Genomic DNA, 21,712 nt, shown 5'->3' with positions numbered 1-21,712 from the left:
ATCTGCTTATCCATAGCTTTATTATATCACATTTTTTCCTTTGTGCGGTGTTGCCAAAAAATTTTTTTGCAGCGGATCGGGCCCGCCGTTTGTATTCCAGGTGAAGGGAGTGAGGGAATGGAAGGCATACTGCGGCCCCGGCCCGGCCTGCTGGCCCGGCTGCGGGCGCTGCTGGCCGGCGGGCTGGAGGAGGGGGAGGCCCCTTTGATCCCCGATGCGGCCCGGGCCCTGCGGCGGCACGGGGACGCCGTGCTCCGATTGGCCTGCTCCTATCTCCACCAGCGCCCGGAGGCGGAGGACGTGCTTCAGGACACCCTGCTCCAGTATCTCCAGAAGGCCCCGCCCTTTTCCGGCGAGGAGCACGAGAGGGCCTGGCTGCTGCGGGTGGCGGCCAACCTGTGCAAAAGCCGGCTGAGCTACTGGAAGCGGCACCCCCAGGAGGAGCTGAGCGATCTGCTGCCCGGCCGGGCGCCGGAGCCGGAGCTGTCGGCGGTGTGGGACGCGGTGGGGGCCCTGCCTGCCCGCTACCGGGGCGTGATCCACCTGTACTACTACGAGGGCTACACCACCGTGGAGATCGCCCGGATTCTGGGGGCCCGGGAGTCCACCGTCCGCTCCCTGCTGGCCCGGGGCCGGGAAAAGCTGCGGGCCGTACTGAAGGAGGGGTATGACTTTGAAGGATAGAAGCGCCTACCGGCGTCTCATGGACGCCGTGGTGGTGACGCCGGAGCTGGAGGAGCGGGTGCTGGAGGCGGTGGCCCGCCGGGCAGAACGGAGGCCCGTGATTCCGGCAGCACGGCGGCGGATCCTGACGGCCTGCGCCGCCGCGGCCTGCTGTGTGGTGCTGGTTGTGGCCCGACCGTTCTACGGGGGGCCCGCAGTTACGGCCACGCCCCCGGCGGCGGTGCAGGGCGGCTATGGCTCGGTGGAATACGACAGCCCCCAGGCCCTGGCGGAGGCCCTGTCCTGGCCCCTGGCAATCCCCACGGCCCTGCCGGAGGGGTACAGTCTCCTGCTGGCTCAGAGCCTCCCGGGTGAGCTGGCGGAGCTGCGCTGGTCGGACGGGACGGACACCCTCTGCTACCGCATGGCCCCCGGCTCGGAGGACATCAGCGGGGACTACACCCAGTACGGGGAGATATCCACCCGTGCCGTGGGAACCCGGTCGGTGCAGTGCCGGGGGGAGGGCGGCATGATCTACACCGCCGTGTGGACGGCGGACGGATACAGCTGCTCCCTCTCCGCCAGCGGCGGCCTCTCCCCAGCGGAGCTGGAGGGCATCCTGTCCAGCATACAGTCCATAGAAAAAGGGAAGTGAGACGCCTGTCTCACTTCCCTTTTGTGGTTACCCGCTTGATGACCTTCAGCCGGGCAAACTCCTCCCGCTCCTTCTCCTCCAGGGCGTCGGTGATGAAGCGGATGGTCTCGTCCAGGCCGGGTATGACGATATTCTCCAGGGCATTGGCCCGCTTCTGGGTCTTTTTGATGGCGTCGGCCAGGCGGTAGATGGAGGTCTCCACCTCCGCCAGCCGCCGGGTGAGCTCCTTGACCTTGTGGAACTTCAAATAGCACTCGTCCAGCTCCGAGCAGGTCTCCCCCAGGCCGTACTCCGGCCGGGGGGGCGGAGACTGTCCGGGGATGCGGGGCAGCTCCACCCCCATCACCGAGCGGTACCGGAGGGTCAGGGAGTCGTCCACCTCCACCGCCTCGGCGATGCGGTCGCAGATGCCCAGGCGGATGTTGGCCGCCTGGAGGGCGGCATAGGCTTCGGTAAAGACGGTGTCAATCTGCCCCTGGAGCTCTTTTGCGGTGTCCATCATGCCCATGAGCTCCCGGATGAGGATGTTGCGCTTGCGATCCATCAGCTCAAAGCCGGTCTGGGCCAGGCCGCGGGAGTGCTTGGCGGCGATCAGGTTGCCCTTGGTGGGCAGAAGGTTGTTGGGCACGGCGGTTCAGCTCCTTTCCACGGCCCTCTCACTGCTTGCGGGCGAAGAGCTCCTTCCACGCGCCCTCCCGGTAGTGGGCCTCGATGGTCTTGGAGTCGATGCGATCCAGCTCGCTCTTGGGCAGCATGGAGAGCAGCTTCCACCCCAGCTCCAGGGTGTCCTGAATGCTGCGGTTGTCCGTCAGATTCTGGTTAATATATTTCTCCTCAAAGGCGCTGCCAAAGGCCAGGTACTGCTTGTCCAGCTCGCTGAGCTCGTCCTCGCCGATGACGCTGGCCAGGCTGCGGGCGTCCTGCACCTTGGAGTAGGAGGCGAAGAGCTGGTTGGACAGGTCGTAGTGATCCTCCCGGGTGAAGCCCTTGCCCACGCCGTCCTTCATCAGGCGGGACAGGGAGGGAAGGATGGCGATGGGGGGATAGATGCCCTTCTGATCCAGCTCCCGGTTGAGCACGATCTGCCCCTCGGTGATGTAGCCGGTCAGGTCGGGGATGGGGTGGGTGATGTCGTCATTGGGCATGGTGAGCACCGGCACCTGGGTCACCGAGCCAGGCTTGCCGTGGATCATGCCCGCCCGCTCGTACAGGGAGGCCAGGTCGGAGTACAGATAGGCGGGGAAGCCCTTCCGGGAGGGGATCTCCCCCTTGGAGGAGGAGAACTCCCGCAGCGCCTCGCAGTAAGAGGTCATGTCGGTGAGCACCACCAGCACGTGGTAGCCGTGCTCGAAGGCCAGGAACTCCGCCGCCGTCAGGGCGCAGCGGGGGGTGAGGATGCGCTCGATGATGGGGTCGGAGGCCAGGTTGAGGAACATGACCACCCGGCTCAGGGCGCCGGCCTCCTCAAAGGAGCGGCGGAAGAACTCGGCGGTGTCGTTCTTCACGCCCATGGCGGCGAAGACGATGGCGAACTCCCCGTCCTGGTTGGGCACCCTGGCCTGCCGCACGATCTGGGCGGCCAGCTCGTTGTGCTTCATGCCCGAGCCGGAGAAGATGGGCAGCTTCTGCCCCCGGATCAGGGTGGCGCAGCCGTCGATGGCGGAAATGCCGGTGTAGATGCAGCTGCGGGGGTACTTGCGGGAGACGGGGTTGATGGCGGAGCCGTTGATGTTCCGCCGCTCCTCGGGGTAGATCTCCCCCAGGCCGTCGATGGGTCGGCCCGCCCCGTCAAACACCCGGCCCAGCATCTCCCTGGACAGGGCGATGTCCATGCTCTTGCCCACAAAGTGGGTGGAGGCGTTCTCCAGGGAGATGCCCCGGGTTCCCTCGAACACCTGGAGCACCACCCGGTCTCCGTCGATGAGGATCACCCGCCCATAGCGGCGCTCCCCGTTCTCCAGGGTGATCTCCGCCATCTCGTCAAAGGCCACGTCCTTGACGCCCCGGAGGGCGATCAGGGAGCCGGACAGCTCCGACAGGCCGATGTATTCCAGTCTCATGTCAGTGATTCACCTCAATCTGTGCCGCGCTACCGGTTGGCCTCGTTGACCTGGCGGAGGGCCTCGTCAATGGCCTTGTCGTACTCGTCAAACTTCTCCTGGTGGTCGTTGGGCACCTCGTACTTCATTTTGGCCAGGGACTCGAAGATCCCCGTGGCTTTCAGCTGGGACAGGGGGATGGCCCGGGAGACGATGTCCCTGGCCCCGTGGTAGAGCTTGAGCATCAGCTCCATCATGCGCAGCTGCTTGTCCAGGGGCACGTAGGTGTCGATGGCGTGATAGGCGTTCTGCTGGAGGAAGCCCACCCGGATGAGCCTGGCGGTCTCCATCACCAGCTTCTGATCCTCGGGCAGAATGTCCGCGCCGATGAGCTTGACGATCTCCATCAGCTCCGACTCCTTCTGGAGCAGGTGGGCGATCTGGTGGCGGCTGTTGACAAACTCCGGCCCCACGTGCTCGTCATACCAGGGCTTGAGATCGTCGGCATACTCCGAGTAGGAGGTGAGCCAGTTGATGGAGGGGAAGTGGCGGGCATAGGCCAGGGCCCGATCCAGGCCCCAGAACGTGCGCACATAGCGCTTGGTGTTCTGGGTGACGGGCTCGGAGAAGTCGCCGCCCTGGGGGGAGACAGCGCCGATGACGGTGACGCTCCCCTCCTTCCCCTCCAGGGTCTTCACATAGCCCGCCCGCTCATAGAACTCCGCCAGACGGGAGGCCAGGTAGGCGGGGAAGCCCTCCTCGGCGGGCATCTCCTCCAGGCGGCCGGAGATCTCCCGCAGGGCCTCCGCCCAGCGGGAGGTGGAGTCGGCCATGAGGGCCACGTGGTAGCCCATGTCCCGGTAGTACTCGGCGATGGTCATGCCGGTGTACACCGACGCCTCGCGGGCGGCCACCGGCATGTTGGAGGTGTTGGCAATCAGGATGGTGCGGTTCATCAGGGGCTGCTGGCTCTTGGGATCCAGCAGCTCGGAGAACTCCTCCAGGGCCTGGGTCATCTCGTTGCCCCGCTCGCCGCAGCCCAGGTAGACGATGATGTCCGCGTCCGACCACTTGGCCAGCTGGTGCTGGGTCATGGTCTTGCCGGCGCCGAAGGGGCCGGGGATGGCGGCGGCGCCCCCCTTGCCGATGGGGAACAGGGTGTCGATGATCCGCTGGCCGGTGACCAGGGGCCGGTCGATGGGCAGGCGGTCGGCCATGGGCCGGGGGGTGCGGATGGGCCACTCCTGGGACAGGCGCAGCGGGTGCACCCCGCCGTGGTCGTCGGTAAGCTCCACCAGGGTCTCGGTCACGTTGTAGGCCCCGTCGGGAACCACCCGGGTGACCTTGCCGGACAGGCCGGCGGGCACCAGACAGCGGTGGAGGATCAGCGGCGTCTCCGGGCAGGAGGCGTACATCTGCCCCGGCGCAAGGGTATCCCCCACCTTCACGTGGAGGGTGGTGTCCCATTTCTTCTCCTGATCCAGGGAGGGCAGGTTGAGTCCCCGGGCGATGAAGGGCCCGCTCTTCTCCTCAATGACCTTGAGGGGGCGGGCGATGCCGTCGAAGATGTTGGTGAGCATGCCGGGCCCCAGGGTGATGGCCATGGGGGCCCCCTGCCCCACTGCGGGCTGGCCGGGCTTGAGTCCGGCGGTGTCCTCGTAGACCTGGACGGTGGCGGCGTCCAGATCCACGCCCACCACCTCGCCGATGAGGCCCTCGTCGCCCACGCTGACCATGTCCATCATGGCCAGGCCCTTGCCGCCAACCACCTTGACCACGGGGCCGTTGATGCCGTGGATCGTGTACTGCGCTTGCTTCATTCTGGAAGTACCGTCCTTTCGGATTCATCAGAGAGAGACAGGCCGAAGAGCTCGGCAAAGTGGCCGGACAGCTCCTCGGCGGCGCTGTCAAAGGAGGCGTCCACCCGCAGGCCCAGATCCGGGGACTCGGCCACCAGCCCGCCCATGCGGAAGTCGCCGGGCTGGAAGGTCAGGTGCATCAGCGGAACCGCGTCGGTCAGGAGCTGGCGCAGGCCCATGTCCTCCTCCCGCAGGGTGACCAGCACCTCCTTGGCGCCGTCGAGGTATCCCGCCGCCTCCGTCATCAGCGCGGCCATCCGCCGGGTGTAGGCGGCGGTACGGGTGAAGGCGGCGATTTTGGCCCGCACCAGGGCAAAGACCTCCTGGGCCATCTCCTTGCGCCGCAGGGACAGGGTGCGCTTGTTATCCAGCATGTGCCGGGACACGCCCCGGCCCGCCTCGGCCTGGATGCGGGAGACCTCGGTGTGGATGTAGTCATAGGCCTCCTTGAGCACCTCATCCTCCGCCTCCTGGATGCGCTGCTCCCGGCGGCGCTGCACCTCCTCCATGGCCCGCCGGCTCTCCGCGGCGGCCTCGGCCAGGATTTTGGCGGTGAAGCGATCCAGCTTCTGGTTGATATCAGGCATACTTGTTCCTCCTCGCGGGATCAGAGCTTGACCCCGATGGCCTCCCGGATGTACCGGGTGATGGAGTCGGGGGCGCGGCCCGTGCTGTGCCGGTCTGGGATCTCCACCACCAGGGGCCGCTGGGCGGTGAGCTTGAGCGGGGCGATCACGTCCCGGCACTGGTCGGCCAGATGTTCGGTAATGAGCAGCACGGCGATGTCCGGGTCGGCGGCGGCGGTCTGGATGGCGGCCCGTGCCAGGGCCTCCTCCCGCACCACCACGCCCTCGATGCCCGCCAGGCGCAGCCCCACCTGGGTATCCGTGCTGTCAGTGATGACGAAGTATTTCATACATAGCCTCGCAGAGTTTCGCCCGCCCCGCGGGCGAAATCAAATCAAAATCCGTGCGGAGCAGGACATGCGCCTGCGCAGCACACCGATACCCCTGGCCGCGGCGGCCAGGGCCACCCGCGCGGGCGCGGGTGAGGGGGGTATCGCGGTCATTGTGCCGCCCCTTGGGCGGCGCGGTGACCGCGTATCTAGGGGGGATGAAATCCCCCCTGGACTCGTTAGACGAAGAGCAGCAGCAGCGCCACGATCAGGCCGTACAGGGCCACGCCCTCGGCCAGGCCCACGAAGATCAGGGCCTTGCCGAAGGCCTTGTCGTTCTCGGAGATGGCGCCCAGGGCGGCGGAGGCGGAGGAGGCCACGGCGATGCCGCCGCCGATGCCGGACAGACCCACGGCCAGGGCGGCGCCCACGTACTTCAGGCCCTCGGCCATGCCTCCGGCGGCCGCGGCGGCCTCAGCGCCGGCGGCGGAGGCGCTGCCGCCGATGCCCACCACGCTGGCCAGCACCAGGAAAGCGAAGAAGGAGGCGATGTTGGCGCCCAGGGCCCGCTTGGCCTTCTGGCCGGTGTATTTGCGGATGCCGATGAGGAACAGGGGGGAGAACACCGCAAAGGCGGCAAAGAACAGGACGATGAATTTCAGCATGATGACTACCTCCTCCGCTCACCCGTTGATGCGGGCGGCGTAATCGATTTTTTTCGGGACAAAGGGGACGCCGCCGTCGTCGTAGAAGCGGCCGAAGAGCTCGTAGAACTCCAGACGGAGCACCTGAATGCCCACCAGCAGGCCCTCAAAGCCCATGACGAAGATGTTGCCCAGCACCAGGATGAGGATGCCCACCGGCCCCCCCACGCCGCCGGCCAGGTCGGCCAGCATGTGAACCACCAGCATCAGGCCCACGTGGGTGATGGCGTAGGCGCCCACACGCATGAAGGACAGGGTGTTGGTCAGGTAGCTCAGCAGGGTCTCGAACAGCTCGAAGAACCCGGTGCCCAGCACCTCCCCCACGGAGAAGTGCCTCCAGTCCGGGTCGCCGGAGAGCAGGCGGGACAGGGGCTCCCGCAGGAGCATGAGCACCAGCGGCAGGATCAGCACCGGCAGCACATAGGCGGGGACGAACAGGTTGACGCCGAAGGCCGCGGTGGCCACGGCGGCGAAGATCAGCCCGCCATAGAACAGGATGCCCGCCGCGCCGTTGGGGCCGAAGAGGATCTTCTCAAAATTCCGCTGGCGCACGCCGTTGAGGATGTTGACCACCATCACCAGCAGCAGCATGAACACGCCCAGGCAGATGGACATGACCAGCAACAGCAGCACGTTGCTGACGGTGCCCATGCCGGCGAAGGTGGTCTCCTCCATGATCTTGAAGCCGGGGATGAGCTCCTCAAAACCGAACACCGAGCCGTAGACGCAGCCGAACAGGGCGCCGGACAGGCCGCAGCAGGTGATGATGCCGCCCAGCCACATGTGCTTCCACTTGGCCAGCACGAAGCCGATGAGGGCCAGACAAAGGCCCTGCCCCAGATCGCCGAACATGATGCCGAAGAAGAGGCAGTAGGTGAGCGCCATGAACAGGGAGGGATCCTTCTCGTTATAGGCGGGCAGGCCGTACATCTCCAGGAAGGGCTGGAACACCCGGCCCAGGAAGGAGTTTTTCAGCTTGGTGGGGGGCTTGGCATGCTCCACGTCGTCGGCGGCGTCGGCCACGCAGGACAGCTCGGGGAACTGGGCCAGCTTGCCCTCCACCTCCCGCACCGCAGCTGCCGGCACCCAGCCGGTGAGGTAGAAGGTGTTGCGGCTGCGGCAGGCGTACTGGCGCAGCTCACAGCAGGTACTGTGGTAGCGCAGGCAGGAATAGCTGGACAGGATGTGCTCCTTCTCCTGGTCGCGCAGTTCCTGCAGCTCCGTCCCCACCGCCTCCACCGCCTTCCGGATGTCCGCGGTTCTGGCGTTGAGCTCCGCCGTGGCCGCGTCCACCGTGCCGTGGGGGGGCTCCTCCAGGTGGATGCGGGTGAAGTGGAGGGAGTTCATGAGGGAGTCCACCTTGTGGTGGGACTCCTTGGTGGTGAAGTACACCCCGTACACCCGCCGGCGGCCCACAGTGGTGGGCACGAAGAAGAGATCCTCCTCCGCGTCCAGGGCGTCCCGGAAACCGTCATAGGTCTCCCGGGGCAGATAGCCGTAGCGGAACCGGGCGTGATCCAGGCCCCACAGCTCGTCCAGCTTCACGTCGAGGCCCCGCAGGTTCTGCAGCTGATCCACCATGCTGCGGGCCTCGTCCAGCTGGTGCTCCAGCTCCTCCTGCTTCTTGTGGAGGGCGGAGGCCTGGTCGGCCAGGCTGTCAAAGTAGCCGGCCATCTCCTCCAGAGAGGCCGTGGGATCAAAGGGGGCGTAGTCCAGGGGAATCCCCGCCTCGTCGGCCACCTCTATGGAGCGGCGGAGCAGGGCGGCGTAGGGGTTCTCCAGCTCCAGCGGGCGCAGGCCGCCCACCCCGCGCATAAGCTGGAGCGCATTCTCCGGATGGAACTCCTGGTCGATGACGCAGGTGCGCACCACATCGTCAAACCGATCCAGGGGCCCGGCGATGGTGAGCAGCTTCATCGGGACAACGGACATCGCGGTATCTCCTTCCTTTCAGATTATATGGAATACAGGCGCTAACCGCCCACCAGATTGGCAAATTCCGCGTGATAGGGCACGCCGTACTTCACCGACTCGATCACGTTGACCAGCACACCCAGCTCCAGCTCCTTGAGCTCCAGGTAGGCAATAGCGGTGTAGATGGAGGGGGGCACGGCGGAGAGCTGCCGCTTGTTGAAGCGGAAGACCGCCCGCTGATAGTACTCCTCCACCGCGTCCACCGCCGTCTCGTCGAAGCAGTCCCCGTAGGGGGACTCCCGTAGCAGCTCATAGGCGCCCTCCGCCCCCGGCGCCTCGCACAGCCGGCGGAGGAAATCCATCGTCAGCCGGTACTGGAAGGGGAACAGCACGCCGGCGTAATCCTCCCGGGGGGTCTGTGGGAAGTAGGTCTTGAGGCGGAGGATGTGCAGGATGTTCAGCAGGTCGATCTGCTCCCCGATGGCCCGCAGCAGCACCTTCTGGGTGCGGCCCTGGTACTGGGAGCGGACGATGCGCAGCAGATGGGCGTAGTAGGCCGTCCGCAGGACCGCGTCGGCCCGGGTGAAATCGGGCAGCTCGTCCGTCCGGGGCGGCCGCAGCTGCCGCAGGGCGGAATAGTAGATGGTGTCCCTGGCAGCCTCCGTCAGCTGGTCGTAGGTGGTGCAGGCGGCTGCGGCCGCCTCGTCCAGCCTGCTGTGGAGGGCGATGCGGGGGGGCGGCGGGGCCTCCCGGGGGGACAGGCCGGCCTTCAGCCGGCGCAGGGCGGACAGAATGGCCGACCGCTCGGCGGCCCGGAGCTGGAACTGCATCAGGGGCTTGTCCTCCCGGGGGACGTAGTAGGCCAGGCTCTGATACTCCAGCCGCAGCTCCTCCTGGAGGGCCCGCTCCACCTCCACCCGGCCCACATAGCCCCAGGCGCCCGGGGGCACCAGGGCCAGGGCCCGGCTCCAGCCCGGGTGCTGGCGCAGCTCGTCCAGGATCTCCGCCTCGCTGCGCCGGGCGGCCAGCCGGGCGAAGTCGTCGGAGCGCAGCCGCTTTCCGTACAGGGCGCGCACCTTGGCGGACAGCGCGCCGTAAGCCATCTCCGCGGTCATGACGGCTCCACGCCCACAATCATGGAGAACAGGGCGTCCACCCAGCGCTCCTTGTTCTTCTCATAGGACGCCTCCACCGCCCGCATGGTGCGATCCAGGCGCTCGTCCAGGCGCGTGAGAGCCTCCTGGGCGGCGGCATCCTCGGTCTGCTGAACCTCCTCCAGCCGGTGGTTGGCCCGGTCCATATAGTCCTCCCGCAGGGCGGAGACCTCCTTCTCCAGGCCGGCCTGCATCTGCTGGCGCTTCTCCCTGGCCTCGTCGGCCAGGGCCTTCGCCCCCTGCTCGGCGGCCATGATCTGGCTGACCATCTCGGCATAGTCCATGGTAACACCTCCGCTTCGGCCCCACTCAGGGCCAGCATATCATGTTTATCATACCATGCCGGGCGGCAGAATGCCACAGGAATTTGGTCAAACCAGAGAAATTTTATGTCTCACCGCAGGGGGAAAGGAAAACTGTACGGATGCGTCCGCAGGGCCTTGTAATCCCTCGCGGGGGCGTTTATAATAATAGAATATATCCGTCCGCCCCATGGCGGGCCAGCAGATAGGAGGAATTGCTATGGCAAAGCTGCTTCAGCTCCTGGAACAGGACTGCACCCTGACGCCGGAACAGCTTGCATCCATGACCGATATGACCGTGGAGGAAGTCAAGGCCGCCATCAAGCGGTATGAGGAGGATAAGGTGATCCTGGGCTACCAGGCCATTGTGGACTGGGACCGCACCCAGCGGGAGGCGGTCACCGCTCTCATTGAGGTGAAGGTAACCCCCCAGCGGGGGGACGGCTTCGACCGGGTGGCCGAGCGCATCTACCAGTACGACGAGGTGGAGAGCGTCTATCTGATGAGCGGGGCCTTTGATCTCACCGTCATCATCTCCGGGCGCACGCTGAAAGAGGTGGCCCAGTTTGTGGGGGAGCGCCTGTCCACTCTGGAGGACGTGACGGGCACCGCCACCCATTTCATCCTGCACAAGTACAAGGAGAAGCATCTGATCTTTGAAAAGCAGGAAAAGCAGGAGAGGGAGTGGATTTTCTCATGAATTACGACGAGATCCTCTGTAAGCGCATTCAGGAGGTCAAGCCCTCGGGCATCCGGCGCTTTTTCGACATTCTGGAGGAGATGAAGGACGCCATCTCCCTGGGCATCGGCGAGCCCGACTTCGTCACCCCCTGGCACATCCGGGACGCGGGCATCTACTCCCTGGAGAAGGGCTTCACCAAGTACACCGGCAACGCCGGCATGGCGGAGCTGCGCCGGGAGATCGCCGCCTACTTAAACCGCCGCTTCAACCTGCAGTACGACTTCGCCCACCAGATCGTGGTCACCGTGGGCGGCAGCGAGGCCATCGACCTGGCCCTGCGGTGCCTGCTCAACCCCGGCGACGAGGTGATCGTCCCCGTACCCTCCTTCGTGTGCTACGGGCCCCTGGCCTCCATGGCCGGCGGCACCCCGGTGTACGTGGAGCTGAAGGCGGAGAACGAGTTCCGCCTCACCCCTGAGCAGCTGCGCGCCGCCATCACCCCCCGCACCAAGGTGCTGGTGCTCCCCTTCCCCTCCAACCCCACCGGCGGCATCATGGAGCGGGCCGATCTGGAGGCCATCGCCCAGGTGCTGAAGGGCACCAACATCATGGTGCTCTCCGACGAGATCTATGCCGAGCTGACCTACGGCCAGAAGCACGTGTCCATCGCTAACCTGCCCGAGATGTACGACCGCACCATCGTGGTCAACGGCTTCTCCAAGAGCCACGCCATGACCGGCTGGCGCATGGGCTACGTCTGCGGGCCCGCGCCGGTGATCCAGCAGATGCTCAAGCTCCACCAGTTCGGCATTATGTCCGCCCCCACCACCAGCCAGTACGCCGCCATCGAGGCCATGCGCAACGGCGACGGGGACATCGAGAAGATGCGGGACGAGTACGACGGCCGCCGCCGCTACCTGGTGGAGGGCCTGCGCCGCATCGGCCTGCCCTGCTTTGAGCCCAAGGGGGCCTTCTACGTGTTCCCCGACATCCGGGGCACCGGCCTCAGCTCCGACGACTTCTGCGAGCGCTTCCTGATGGAAGAGAAGGTGGCGGTCATCTCCGGCTCCGCCTTCGGCGCCGGCGGCGAGGGCTTTGTCCGCTGCTGCTACGCCACCAGCATGAAGGACATCGCCGAGGCCCTGACCCGCATGGACAACTTCCTGACCAACCTGCGCAAGAAGCAGGCCCGGGAGGGGTAATCCCCGCCGGGCACGCCGATTGATACAACAGAACAGAAAAGGGGGAACCGATATGTACATCACCTGCCTGGATATGGAGGGCGTCCTGGTCCCGGAGATCTGGATCGCCTTTGCCGAGGCCAGCGGCATCCCGGAGCTGAAGCGCACCACCCGGGACGAGCCCGACTACGACAAGCTCATGCGCTACCGCCTGGACATTCTGAAGGAGCACCACCTGGGGCTGAAGGAGATCCAGGCCACCATCGCCAAAATCGACCCCCTGCCCGGGGCCCGGGCGTTTCTGGACCAGCTGCGGGAGGAGACCCAGGTGATCATCCTCAGCGACACCTTTGAGCAGTTCGCCCAGCCCCTGATGCGCAAGCTCAACTGGCCCACCCTGTTCTGCAACACCCTGGAGGTGGCGCCCGACGGGGCCATCACCGGCTACCGCATGCGCTGCCCCCAGTCCAAGCTGACCACGGTGCGCGCCCTCCAGTCCGCCGGCTTCCAGACCATCGCCGCCGGGGACAGCCACAACGACCTGGGCATGATCCAGGCCAGCAAGGCCGGCTTCCTGTTCCGCAGCACCGACGCCATCAAGGCCGAGCACCCGGAGCTGCCCGCCTTCGACCGGTTTGACGATCTGCTGGCGGCCATCCGGGGGGCCATGGCCCAATAGAGAGCTCTCAAAACGAGAGCGGGGAGTGAGTACAATGACAAACCTGTTTGACGGCCTGCCCTTTGCCCCGGCGGATATCCTGCTGCCCCAGGACTGCGAATACGCCAAGTGGTCGGTGGTGGCCTGCGACCAGTATACCTCCCAGCCGGAGTACTGGCAGCGGGTGGAGGAGTATGTGGGCTCCGCCCCCTCCGCCCTGCGGCTGATCCTGCCGGAGAGCTGCCTGGACGGCCCCAACGTGGAGACCGACATCATGGAGATCAACAACACCATGACCCGCTATCTGCGGGAGGACCGGTTCCGCACCCTGCCCGCCTCCCTGATCTATGTGGAGCGGCGGCTGGACAACCTGCGGCTGCGCCGGGGCCTGGTGGGCATGGTGGATCTGGAGCAGTACGACTACGAGCCCGGCTCGTCCGCCCTGGTGCGGGCCACCGAGGGCACGGTCATGTCCCGCATCCCGCCCCGGGTGGCGGTGCGCAAAAACGCCCCCCTGGAGCTGCCCCACGTGATGCTCCTGGCCGACGATCCGGAGAAGACGGTGATCGAGCCTCTCTCCGCCCGGAAGGACAGGATGGAGCAGGTGTACGACTTCGACCTCATGGAGCGGGGCGGCCATATCGCCGGCTGGAAGCTGGACGGGGAGAGCATGGCCCTGGTGGCCTCCGCCCTGCGGGCCCTGGCCGACCCCGCCGCCTTCAACGCCAAGTACGGCACCGTGGACAAGCCGGTGATGCTCTTCGCCGTGGGGGACGGCAACCACTCCCTGGCTACCGCCAAGGAGTGCTACGAGCGGCAGAAGAAGCTCACCCCGCCGGAGCACTGGGACGCTCTGCCCGCCCGGTACGCCCTGTGCGAGCTGGTGAACCTCCACGACGCCTCCCTGGAGTTCGAGCCCATCCACCGGGTGGTGTTCGGCGTGGAGCCGGAGGCGGTGGTGGAGGCCCTGCTGAACGCCTGTCCCGGCGCCTATGCCGGCGAGGGGGACGGCCATGTCCTGCGCTGGTACGCCCAGGACAGGAAGGGCGCCGTCACCGTGCCCCATCCCGACGCCCAGCTGGAGGTGGGCACCCTCCAGCCCGTGCTGGACCAGTACGTCAAGGAACACGGCGGCAGCATCGACTACATCCACGGCGCGGACGTGGCCCGGGAACTGGCCGCCCGCCCCGGCAACATCGCCTTCCTCCTGCCCGCCATGGGCAAGGAGCAGCTCTTCCCCACCGTCATCCACGACGGCGTCCTCCCCCGCAAGACCTTCTCCATGGGGGAGGCCCACGACAAGCGGTTCTATCTGGAGGCCCGGAAAATCAGGTAATCAAGAAAAGGGCTCCATCCGTGGGGCGCGACGCCCCGGCGCGCCATCATCTTATCATTGCATCAGGAGGCGACTGCCATGCCCGCGCTGGATGTGCTGGCCTACGCCAAACTGAATCTCTCCCTGGATGTGCTGGAGAAGCGGCCCGACGGGTATCACGAGATGCGCATGGTGATGCAGACCGTGGATCTCTGCGACCGGCTCCGGCTGGAGACCGGCACGGGCAAGCCCCTGTCCATGCGCAGCAATCTGGGCTTCCTCCCCGCCGACGGGCGCAACCTGGCCGCCGCCGCGGCCCTCCGCCTGGCGGAGGATACCGGGGTGGACTGGGGCGGGCTGTCCATCACCCTGGACAAGACCATCCCCGTCTGCGCCGGGCTGGCCGGGGGCAGCGCCGATGCCGCCGCCGTCCTCCGGGGCCTCAACGCCCTGGCGGGGCTGGAGCTGCCGCCGGAGCGGCTGGAGGAGATCGGGGCGAGGGTGGGCTCCGACGTGCCCTACTGCGTCCGGGGGGGCACCGTTCTGGCCCAGGGCCGGGGCGAGGTGCTCACCGACCTGCCCCCCCTGCCCTCCTGCCACGTGGTGCTCTGCAAGCCCGCCTTCTCGGTGCCCACGCCGGAGCTCTTCGCCCGGCTGGACGGCATCCGCATCCGCCGCCGGCCGGACACGGCGGGGCTGGTCTCCGCGCTGGCGGCGGGGGATCTGGGCGGCGCGGCCCGGCGGATGTACAACGTGTTTGAGGACGCCCTGCCCCCCCGGCGGGCGGCCGAGATCCAGCGGCTTAAGACCGAGCTGATTCAGCAGGGGGCCCTGGGGGCCTCCATGAGCGGCACCGGCTCCGCCGTATTCGGGCTGTTCGACTCCGAGGGGGCGGCCCGGCGCGCAAAAGCCGCCCTCGCCCAGCTGTGTCCCATCTGCTTTTTGGCGCGGACCACCGGAAAACTGGTATAAAATGAGAAATCACCGTCCACAATGTAGGCACTACATAGTGGACGGTGATTTTTTATGACTTCTTCCAAAACCCTGCGCCGGTGGGAGCTGGCGCTGCTCATCGGCGTGGCCCTGGCCGCCCTGCTGGGGGCCCGGCTGGACGGGGCCCAGGCCGCCCTGGCCGACCAGGTGATCCGCCTCCACGTGCTGGCCAACTCCGACTCGGCGGAGGATCAGGCCCTCAAGCTCCAGGTGCGGGACCGGATTCTGGCGGAGGCGGAGACCTACCTCACCCCGGGCATCACCCGGGACGAGACGGAGGAACTCCTCCGCGCCCACCTATACGACCTGGCCGCCGCCGGGGCGGAGGTGGTGGGGGCGGCGGGGTACGACTACCCGGTGACCGCCTCCCTGGTACACAACTACTGGTTCCCCACCAAGACCTACACCGATTTCGCCCTCCCGGCGGGGCAGTACACCGCCCTGCGCATCGAGATCGGCGAGGGGGCGGGGCAGAACTGGTGGTGCGTGGTGTTCCCGCCCCTGTGCCTGGGCTCGGTCACCGAGACGGTGGAGGAGACCGCCGCCGATGCGGGGCTGACGGAGGGACAGGTATCCCTGATCACCGGCGAGGACCAGGGCTATGTGGTGAAATTCCGGGCCATCGAGCTGCTGGAGGAGTTCAAGGGCTGGCTTGCGGGTTCGTGACCCCGAACAGCTCCGCCAGTTCCAGCAGCAGTTCTCCGTTGTCGTCTCCCCAACCGAGCTGGCAGACGTTTCCGTCCACCCTGGCATTGGGCGCTCCCTTGTAATTGTTGATAAGAAGGACGCCCCGTGACGGTGCGCACTTCGGCGACAGGGAATAAACGCTGGCGCCCAGATTTACCTCCGGATCGCCCCGGCCCGTGCCGTTGATCGTCCCGTCCCCGCCCAGGGTGTTGATCTGCTCGTGCCAGGAGTACCCGTCCAGCAGCTCCAGCAGGGCGTCGTACTCCTCCGTACCGGCTTCGACGATGAACGGATAGCCCTTCCCGTCCGGGTAGGCCACATGATCCTCCACCCGGATCTCATAGGTGGAAATGATGACCTGGATATCCCCGCCGAGGGCGCGGAGGGTGGCAGTCAGGCTGCGGGGGTGGTACATCCAAGCCAAAAACCCCGCCAGCAGGGCCGCCAGGGGGAGGAGCAGGAGCCAGCGCCGTTTTCCGGTCTTCACATGGATTTCCCCTTTCCCGCTGTTTCTGGACTCAGAATAGCACAGGAAGGCGAAAAACGGTGTAAAGATTCTGTAAAAGCGCCGCTAGTTTTCCCCATTCAGCCGCACCATGTGGATATGATCCTCCCACACGCCGTTGATTTTGAGATACTTCCGGGACAGGCCCTCCTCCACAAACCCGGCCTTGGCCGCCGCCCGGCGGGAGGCGGTGTTGCGGGGCATGATGTTGGCCTCCACACGGTGGAGCCCCAGGGTCCGGAAGGCCCACTCCGCCCCGCAGGCGATGGCCTCGGAGCCGTAACCCCGGCCCCACAGGGTGTGGTCGATTTTGTAAGAGATAAAGCAGGACTGGAAGGCCCCCCGGACAATCTCGTTGAGGCCCAGCATGCCGACGATTTTTCCCGGATGGCGGGGCTGCACCAGCAGGAAGCGGAAGGAGCGGCCCGCCTCCGCCCAGGACTGCTCCTCGGCCAGGCGCCGGGCCTGCCCCTCCTCGGTGTAGAACTCCTCCCCCCACACCGGGTCAAAGGGGGCGAAGGCGGCCCGGTTGCGGCGGTAAAAGGCGGCGGCGGGGGCGGCCAGGGCGGGGTTTACCGCCAGGAACCCCAGCCGTGGGGAGCGGAATACATAGCGGTTCACAGGAATTCTCCTTTCCGGTTGATTCAGCAGACATTATTATAGCACAGCCTGTCGGATTTTGCACACCGGGGGCGGCCGGGCATTCGGTTTTCACATGGAAAAGATTCCATTCCGGAAGGTTGACCTGGCCGCCGGTTTTCGGTAAAATAGAGGCAGAAAAACAGGGGGGCCGTCCATCCGTGGGCGGCCCCGCCTACCGAGGAGAATCCCAATGCTGAACCGAGACGAGGAACTGCGCTTTTGCAAGGCCCGGCGGGCCGCCATCGCGCTGGACTTCCAGAACCTGAACCCTGAGCAGCGGAAGGCCGCCATGGCCACCGAGGGCCCCCTGCTCCTCCTGGCGGGGGCGGGCAGCGGAAAGACCACCGTGCTGATCCACCGCATCGCCAACCTGATGAAATACGGCCGGGGCTCCGACAGCGACGAGGTGCCGGGCTGGGTCACCCCCGCCGACCTGGCCTTCCTGGAGGAATACGTCCGCCATCCCGACCCGTCCCAAAAGGCGGAGCAGGAGCGGCTCTGCCAGGTGGACCCGGCGGTGCCCTGGTCCATCATCGCCATCACCTTCACCAACAAGGCCGCCGGGGAGCTGAAGGAGCGGCTGGAGCGGATGCTGGGCCCGGCGGCGGGCGACATCTGGGCCTCCACCTTCCACTCCGCCTGCGTGCGCATCCTGCGGCGGGACATCGACCGGCTGGGCTTCACCAGCTCCTTCACTATCTACGACACCGCCGACTCCGAGCGGGTGATCAAGGACATCCTGAAGGACTTCAACCTGGATGAAAAGACCTTCTCTCCCCGCTCGGTGCTGGGATACATCTCCCGGGCCAAGGACGCCATGAAGCTGGGGAAGGACTACCTGGCCGAGTGCGAGAAGGCCGGAGACTTCCGGCTGGTGAAGATCGCCAAGGTGTATGCCGAGTATGAGCGCCGCCTGAAGGACGCCAACGCCCTGGACTTTGACGACATCATCCTGGACACGGTGCGCCTGCTCCAGAAATTCGATGACGTGCGGGAATATTACCAGAGGAAATTCCGCTATGTACTCATTGACGAGTACCAGGACACCAACAACCTCCAGTATCTGCTGGCCTCCACCCTGGCGGGGGGGTACGAGAACATCTGCGTGGTGGGGGACGACGACCAGTCCATCTACCGCTTCCGCGGCGCCACCATCGAGAACATTCTCTCCTTCGAGAGCCAGTACAAGGGGGCTCGGGTAATCCGGCTGGAGCAGAACTACCGCTCCACCAGGAACATCCTGGAGGCCTCCAACGCGGTGATCCGCAACAACGAGGGCCGCAAGGGCAAGGAGCTGTGGACGGAGCACGACGCGGGGGACAAGGTCCACTGCTACACCGCCATGAACGAGCACGACGAGGCCCAGTACGTGGCCGCCCAGATCCTGGCGGACTACTCCGCCGGGCGGAAGTGGAAGGATCACGCGGTGCTCTACCGCATGAACGCCCAGTCCAACCAGATTGAGCAGGCCTTCAAGCGCAACGGCATCCCCTACCGCATCATCGGCGGCATCCGCTTCTTCGACCGGGCGGAGGTCAAGGACATGCTGGCCTATCTATGCGCGGTGAACAACCCCAACGACGATCTGCGCCTCGCCCGCATCATCAACAACCCGCCCCGGGGCATCGGCGCCACCACAGTGGACCGGGCCCAGGCCATCGCCCAGGCAGAGGGCCGCTCCCTGTGGGACGTGGTGAACCACGCCCGGGACTGGCCGGAGCTGCAAAAGGCCGCTCCCCGGCTGGGCCAGTTCGCCGAGCTGATGAGCGATCTGCGGAAGCTGTCCGGTGAGCTGCCCCTGCCCGACTTCTACGAGGAGCTGGTCCAGCGCACCGGCTACGCCGTCATGCTGGAACAGAAGAACACCGTGGAGGACCGCACCCGGCTGGAGAACGTCCACGAGGTGCTCTCCTCCATCCAGAACTACCTGGACAACGTGGTGGACGAGCCCTCCCTGGCCGGCTTCCTGGACGAGATCGCCCTGTACACAGACCTGGACGCCCACGACCCCGACGAGGACTGCGTGGTCATGATGACCATGCACTCGGCCAAGGGCCTGGAGTTCCCGGTGGTGTTCGTGGTGGGCGTGGAGGAGGGCATCTTCCCCGGTATCCGCGCCATCGGTGAGCCGGAGGAGATGGAGGAGGAGCGCCGCCTCTGCTACGTGGCCATGACGAGGGCCAAGGAAAAGCTGTACATGACCTGCGCCTCCCAGCGGATGCTCTTCGGCCGCACCAACTCCAACCGCCCCTCCCGCTTCCTGGGGGAGATCCCGGCGGAGTACGTGGAGAAGTCCGGCCGCCTGCCCTACGCCGAGCGGCAGGAGCGGGAGGCGGAGCGCCCCCGTCCCGTCCGGCAGCGCCGCACCTACGACCGGGGCTTCTCCCTGGGCCACGAGCCCGCTGCCCCGGCCTCCAGTGCTCCCGCCCCCGACTGGAAGAGCCCCGCGGCGGGGGGCGCACCCAAGGCCGCCGCACCCGCCTTCCGGGCCGGGGACAGCGTCCAGCACAAGGCCTTCGGCAAGGGCCTCATCACCAAGGTGACCCCCATGGGGGGCGACGCCCTGGTGGAGATCGCCTTCGACACCGTGGGCACCAAGCGGCTCATGCTCAAATCCGCCGCCCAGTACATGAAAAAGGTGTAGGGCGCCGGCATCCTTGACGCGCCGTTTGCAGGGGCGGATATCATCCGCCCGAACCCGCAGGGCCGCCATACATGGCGGCCGCCCAATGGAGGCCCGGCCTCCCGGCGGGGGCCTACCCGGCCGGGGCCCCCATTTCTTCCCGAAGAAATGGGGGGAAAGAAGGGCCGGGGGGCTTCGCCCACCCTGGACCCCCCAGTACGAGGGTTCATGGCGGCGGCGAGCTGTACAGACAGGGCAAAGACCGGGTGAGCATTGCCGCCCGTTCTATTGGCAGTCGTGTTACAGGCGCTGCCGCGCCTCGGTGGCACGCATCGGGATTACCTTGCAGGCCATGAGAGCGGTTGCGCTGTACCCAGCCGCCCGCCGGGCCGCCGTCGGTGCCATGCCCCGGAAATATCAGGGAAGTTGGGGCTGCGTGCAGGCGGCCGCTGTTACAGCAGCTCGGTAAAGCTGCGGATATACCGGCGGCAGAGCTGTCTCATCTCCGCCTCGTACATGGCGTAGAAGGGGTCGTACACCCCCACCACGGCGATGCCCGTGTCCCGGGCGGCCCTGCAGGCCCCGGGAGAGTCCTCGTAGAGGGTGCAGTCCATCGCCCGCACCCCCAGCCGCTCCAGGGTCAGGGCGAAGGCCCGGGGATCCCGCTTCTCCACCCCCAGCTCTTGGACGTAGACCACGGCGGAGAAGTACCGCTCCAGGCCGTGGCGCGCCAGGGCGGCCCGGCACAGCTCTGGCACGCAGGCGGTGACCAGGGCCATGTCCGCCCCCTCCCCCGCCCGGCGGGCCAGGAACTCGCCGGCCCCCGGCTTGAGGGGCACCTGATGGGCATAGGCATCCCGGGCCATGTCCAGCCACTCGGCCATGATCTCCTCCGGGCTCATATCCAGATGATAATAGTCCTTGGTATATTGTGCGGCAATGGGGAAGATGGAGTGGCCCACGGCATCGCTGTATTCCCGGGTCGGGGTGAGCCCCCGCCGGGCCAGAAAGCCGTTGTCCACATCCACCCACACGCCGTTGGAATCCACCAGCGTGCCGTCAAAATCGAACAGATCCACAGGCGATAACCTCCAGAGAAAGCGATAGCATGATTTTATCATAGTCAAAGGAGAGGTACAACCATGAGCGAACACAAAGAAACCAGCGTCCTGGCCCGCTTCGCCAGCCCCCTGATCGTCCTGGCCACCATCATCTGGGGCAGCTCCTTCGTGGTGATGAAGAGCAGCGTGGACGTGCTGCCCACCTTCTGGCTGCTGGCCATCCGCTTTACCTTCTCGGCCCTGGTGCTGGCCGTGGTGTTCATCAAACGGTGGAAGGTGCTGGACAGGCAGTACCTGATCGGCGGCACGGTGATGGGCTTCTGCCTGTTTGTGGCCTATGCCTTCCAGACCTTCGGGCTGGAGCAGACTACCTCCGGCAAGAACGCCTTCTTCACCGCCGTCTACTGCGTCATCGTCCCCTTCCTGTACTGGGTCATCGCCAAGCGCCGCCCCGACAAGTTCAACATCCTGGCGGCCTTTCTGTGTATCGCCGGCATCGCCCTGGTGTCGGTGACCGGCAGCAACGCCACTGCCTTCAACATGGGCGACGTACTCACCCTCATCGGCGGCTTCTTCTTTGCCGCCCACATCGTGGCTGTGGCCAAGTACTCCGAGGGCCGGGACATCTTCATCCTCACCACCCTCCAGTTTGCCTCCTTTGCTCTGTTCTCCTGGATCGGCGTGCTGATCACCCGTCCCGCCCTCACCCCCGGCGTGTTTGACCAGAGCCTGATCTTCTCCTTGGCCTATCTGGTGATCTTCGCCTCCTGCGGCGCCCTGCTGTTCCAGAACATCGGGCAGAAGTACACCGCCCCCTCCACCGCCGCCGTCCTTCTGTCCCTGGAGGCCCCCTTCGGCGTGTTCTTCTCCATTCTCTTTGCCAACGAGCGGCCCACCCCCCTTATGTTCGTGGGCTTTGCCCTGATCTTCCTGGCCGTGGTGTGCTCGGAGACGAAGTTCTCCTTCCTGCGAAAAAAAAAGGTTGACAAAGTCTGAACGGGTGCGTATAATACAGCCTAACAAGTAAACCACAGCAAACCTGTGAGGAAGAGAAGTAGGCGGCATTCCCGATGCAAAGAGAGCCCTGGGTGGTGGGATCAGGGTCGGAGGGAACCGGCGAATGGACTTCCGAGGGCGGCTTGAACGGGCAACCAAGTAGATGCCGACGGGATCCCACCCG

Annotated in this window: 22 protein-coding genes; 10 read left to right on the top strand and 12 right to left on the bottom strand. The window is 66.1% G+C overall.

Annotation, left to right across the window (positions count from 1 at the left end):
• The first annotated feature begins 117 nt into the window (after nt 1-117).
• Nucleotides 118-684, top strand: coding sequence for a sigma-70 family RNA polymerase sigma factor (locus tag QZ378_RS06740; protein ID WP_191528496.1), 567 nt, complete (start codon nt 118-120; stop codon nt 682-684).
• Nucleotides 674-1,318, top strand: coding sequence for a hypothetical protein (locus QZ378_RS06735; protein WP_191528494.1), 645 nt, complete (start codon nt 674-676; stop codon nt 1,316-1,318). Before QZ378_RS06740 ends, QZ378_RS06735 begins: the two co-directional genes overlap by 11 nt.
• A gap of 10 nt (nt 1,319-1,328) precedes the next feature.
• Here the strand turns inward: QZ378_RS06735 and QZ378_RS06730 are convergent, their stop codons facing one another.
• The 9 genes from QZ378_RS06730 to QZ378_RS06690 form a co-directional block, all read right to left on the bottom strand.
• Nucleotides 1,329-1,946 (bottom strand): V-type ATP synthase subunit D, encoded by a 618-nt coding sequence (locus tag QZ378_RS06730; protein ID WP_087238468.1) that lies wholly within the window; start codon nt 1,944-1,946, stop codon nt 1,329-1,331.
• Nucleotides 1,947-1,974: 28 nt separating this feature from the next.
• The gene (locus QZ378_RS06725) at nt 1,975-3,378 is read right to left on the bottom strand and encodes a V-type ATP synthase subunit B (protein ID WP_191378971.1); all 1,404 of its coding nucleotides are present in this window, start codon (nt 3,376-3,378) and stop codon (nt 1,975-1,977) included.
• Between the two features lie 29 nt (nt 3,379-3,407).
• Nucleotides 3,408-5,177 carry a V-type ATP synthase subunit A gene (locus tag QZ378_RS06720; RefSeq protein WP_291257739.1) on the bottom strand — a complete coding sequence of 590 codons (1,770 nt, stop codon included), beginning with the start codon at nt 5,175-5,177 and terminating at the stop codon, nt 3,408-3,410.
• Nucleotides 5,174-5,803 carry a V-type ATP synthase subunit E gene (locus tag QZ378_RS06715; RefSeq protein WP_291257738.1) on the bottom strand — a complete coding sequence of 210 codons (630 nt, stop codon included), beginning with the start codon at nt 5,801-5,803 and terminating at the stop codon, nt 5,174-5,176. The genes QZ378_RS06720 and QZ378_RS06715 overlap by 4 nt, the downstream gene beginning before the upstream one ends.
• Before the next feature lie 20 nt (nt 5,804-5,823).
• Nucleotides 5,824-6,132, bottom strand: a complete 309-nt coding sequence (locus QZ378_RS06710; RefSeq protein ID WP_087238461.1) for a V-type ATP synthase subunit F — start codon at nt 6,130-6,132, stop codon at nt 5,824-5,826.
• A 218-nt stretch (nt 6,133-6,350) separates the two neighbouring features.
• Complete coding sequence (locus tag QZ378_RS06705) at nt 6,351-6,776, bottom strand: ATP synthase subunit C (protein ID WP_191378968.1); 426 nt, start codon at nt 6,774-6,776, stop codon at nt 6,351-6,353.
• Nucleotides 6,777-6,794: 18 nt separating this feature from the next.
• A complete protein-coding gene (locus QZ378_RS06700) occupies nt 6,795-8,747 on the bottom strand; it encodes a V-type ATPase 116kDa subunit family protein (protein WP_291257737.1) in 1,953 nt (650 codons plus the stop codon).
• 41 nt (nt 8,748-8,788) lie between these two features.
• Nucleotides 8,789-9,844: a V-type ATPase subunit gene (locus QZ378_RS06695; RefSeq protein WP_191391212.1), complete on the bottom strand. Its 1,056-nt coding sequence runs from the start codon at nt 9,842-9,844 to the stop codon at nt 8,789-8,791.
• Nucleotides 9,841-10,167 (bottom strand): hypothetical protein, encoded by a 327-nt coding sequence (locus QZ378_RS06690; protein WP_291257736.1) that lies wholly within the window; start codon nt 10,165-10,167, stop codon nt 9,841-9,843. The genes QZ378_RS06695 and QZ378_RS06690 overlap by 4 nt, the downstream gene beginning before the upstream one ends.
• A gap of 238 nt (nt 10,168-10,405) precedes the next feature.
• Here QZ378_RS06690 and QZ378_RS06685 point away from each other — a divergent pair, with 238 nt between their 5' ends.
• The 6 genes from QZ378_RS06685 to spoIIR all read left to right on the top strand — a co-directional run bounded on the left by QZ378_RS06685 (nt 10,406) and on the right by spoIIR (nt 15,680).
• Nucleotides 10,406-10,885: an Lrp/AsnC family transcriptional regulator gene (locus QZ378_RS06685; protein ID WP_291257735.1), complete on the top strand. Its 480-nt coding sequence runs from the start codon at nt 10,406-10,408 to the stop codon at nt 10,883-10,885.
• Complete coding sequence (locus QZ378_RS06680) at nt 10,882-12,069, top strand: aminotransferase class I/II-fold pyridoxal phosphate-dependent enzyme (protein ID WP_291257734.1); 1,188 nt, start codon at nt 10,882-10,884, stop codon at nt 12,067-12,069. Before QZ378_RS06685 ends, QZ378_RS06680 begins: the two co-directional genes overlap by 4 nt.
• A 52-nt stretch (nt 12,070-12,121) precedes the next feature.
• Complete coding sequence (gene thrH / locus QZ378_RS06675; RefSeq protein ID WP_191391594.1) at nt 12,122-12,727, top strand: bifunctional phosphoserine phosphatase/homoserine phosphotransferase ThrH; 606 nt, start codon at nt 12,122-12,124, stop codon at nt 12,725-12,727.
• A 34-nt stretch (nt 12,728-12,761) separates the two neighbouring features.
• The gene (locus QZ378_RS06670; protein ID WP_291257733.1) at nt 12,762-14,042 is read left to right on the top strand and encodes a DUF1015 domain-containing protein; all 1,281 of its coding nucleotides are present in this window, start codon (nt 12,762-12,764) and stop codon (nt 14,040-14,042) included.
• Between the two features lie 78 nt (nt 14,043-14,120).
• Nucleotides 14,121-14,993, top strand: coding sequence for a 4-(cytidine 5'-diphospho)-2-C-methyl-D-erythritol kinase (gene ispE, locus QZ378_RS06665; protein ID WP_291257732.1), 873 nt, complete (start codon nt 14,121-14,123; stop codon nt 14,991-14,993).
• Between the two features lie 54 nt (nt 14,994-15,047).
• The gene (gene spoIIR, locus QZ378_RS06660; protein WP_291257731.1) at nt 15,048-15,680 is read left to right on the top strand and encodes a stage II sporulation protein R; all 633 of its coding nucleotides are present in this window, start codon (nt 15,048-15,050) and stop codon (nt 15,678-15,680) included.
• Here spoIIR and QZ378_RS06655 read toward each other — a convergent pair.
• Together QZ378_RS06655 and QZ378_RS06650 are read right to left on the bottom strand one after the other, a co-directional pair.
• Nucleotides 15,655-16,188 carry a hypothetical protein gene (locus QZ378_RS06655; protein ID WP_291257730.1) on the bottom strand — a complete coding sequence of 178 codons (534 nt, stop codon included), beginning with the start codon at nt 16,186-16,188 and terminating at the stop codon, nt 15,655-15,657. The genes spoIIR and QZ378_RS06655 overlap by 26 nt on opposite strands.
• Nucleotides 16,189-16,272: 84 nt before the next feature.
• Nucleotides 16,273-16,827, bottom strand: coding sequence for a GNAT family protein (locus QZ378_RS06650; RefSeq protein ID WP_291257729.1), 555 nt, complete (start codon nt 16,825-16,827; stop codon nt 16,273-16,275).
• Nucleotides 16,828-17,038: 211 nt separating this feature from the next.
• Here QZ378_RS06650 and QZ378_RS06645 point away from each other — a divergent pair, with 211 nt between their 5' ends.
• The gene (locus QZ378_RS06645; RefSeq protein ID WP_291257728.1) at nt 17,039-19,492 is read left to right on the top strand and encodes an ATP-dependent helicase; all 2,454 of its coding nucleotides are present in this window, start codon (nt 17,039-17,041) and stop codon (nt 19,490-19,492) included.
• A 431-nt stretch (nt 19,493-19,923) separates the two neighbouring features.
• Here the strand turns inward: QZ378_RS06645 and QZ378_RS06640 are convergent, their stop codons facing one another.
• Nucleotides 19,924-20,550: an HAD family phosphatase gene (locus QZ378_RS06640; RefSeq protein WP_291257727.1), complete on the bottom strand. Its 627-nt coding sequence runs from the start codon at nt 20,548-20,550 to the stop codon at nt 19,924-19,926.
• A 63-nt stretch (nt 20,551-20,613) separates the two neighbouring features.
• Here QZ378_RS06640 and QZ378_RS06635 point away from each other — a divergent pair, with 63 nt between their 5' ends.
• Nucleotides 20,614-21,528, top strand: a complete 915-nt coding sequence (locus QZ378_RS06635; protein WP_191378956.1) for a DMT family transporter — start codon at nt 20,614-20,616, stop codon at nt 21,526-21,528.
• The last annotated feature ends 184 nt before the right edge of the window (nt 21,529-21,712 follow it).

This window comes from Flavonifractor sp. (assembly GCF_019422385.1).
Classification (GTDB): domain Bacteria; phylum Bacillota; class Clostridia; order Oscillospirales; family Oscillospiraceae; genus Flavonifractor; species Flavonifractor avistercoris.
This window is presented reverse-complemented; position numbering and strand designations above follow the sequence as displayed.

Bases quoted from the DNA above. Each gene is read 5' to 3' on its own strand.
- QZ378_RS06670 (WP_291257733.1), top strand. From the start codon at position 12,762: ATGACAAACCTGTTTGACGGCCTGCCCTTTGCCCCGGCGGATATCCTG.
- QZ378_RS06635 (WP_191378956.1), top strand. From the start codon at position 20,614: ATGAGCGAACACAAAGAAACCAGCGTCCTGGCCCGCTTCGCCAGCCCC.
- QZ378_RS06700 (WP_291257737.1), bottom strand. From the start codon at position 8,747: ATGTCCGTTGTCCCGATGAAGCTGCTCACCATCGCCGGGCCCCTGGAT.
- spoIIR (WP_291257731.1), top strand. From the start codon at position 15,048: ATGACTTCTTCCAAAACCCTGCGCCGGTGGGAGCTGGCGCTGCTCATC.
- QZ378_RS06685 (WP_291257735.1), top strand. From the start codon at position 10,406: ATGGCAAAGCTGCTTCAGCTCCTGGAACAGGACTGCACCCTGACGCCG.
- QZ378_RS06645 (WP_291257728.1), top strand. From the start codon at position 17,039: ATGCTGAACCGAGACGAGGAACTGCGCTTTTGCAAGGCCCGGCGGGCC.
- QZ378_RS06740 (WP_191528496.1), top strand. From the start codon at position 118: ATGGAAGGCATACTGCGGCCCCGGCCCGGCCTGCTGGCCCGGCTGCGG.
- QZ378_RS06705 (WP_191378968.1), bottom strand. From the start codon at position 6,776: ATGCTGAAATTCATCGTCCTGTTCTTTGCCGCCTTTGCGGTGTTCTCC.
- QZ378_RS06690 (WP_291257736.1), bottom strand. From the start codon at position 10,167: ATGGACTATGCCGAGATGGTCAGCCAGATCATGGCCGCCGAGCAGGGG.
- QZ378_RS06715 (WP_291257738.1), bottom strand. From the start codon at position 5,803: ATGCCTGATATCAACCAGAAGCTGGATCGCTTCACCGCCAAAATCCTG.
- QZ378_RS06680 (WP_291257734.1), top strand. From the start codon at position 10,882: ATGAATTACGACGAGATCCTCTGTAAGCGCATTCAGGAGGTCAAGCCC.
- QZ378_RS06725 (WP_191378971.1), bottom strand. From the start codon at position 3,378: ATGAGACTGGAATACATCGGCCTGTCGGAGCTGTCCGGCTCCCTGATC.
- QZ378_RS06695 (WP_191391212.1), bottom strand. From the start codon at position 9,844: ATGACCGCGGAGATGGCTTACGGCGCGCTGTCCGCCAAGGTGCGCGCC.
- QZ378_RS06720 (WP_291257739.1), bottom strand. From the start codon at position 5,177: ATGAAGCAAGCGCAGTACACGATCCACGGCATCAACGGCCCCGTGGTC.
- ispE (WP_291257732.1), top strand. From the start codon at position 14,121: ATGCCCGCGCTGGATGTGCTGGCCTACGCCAAACTGAATCTCTCCCTG.
- thrH (WP_191391594.1), top strand. From the start codon at position 12,122: ATGTACATCACCTGCCTGGATATGGAGGGCGTCCTGGTCCCGGAGATC.
- QZ378_RS06710 (WP_087238461.1), bottom strand. From the start codon at position 6,132: ATGAAATACTTCGTCATCACTGACAGCACGGATACCCAGGTGGGGCTG.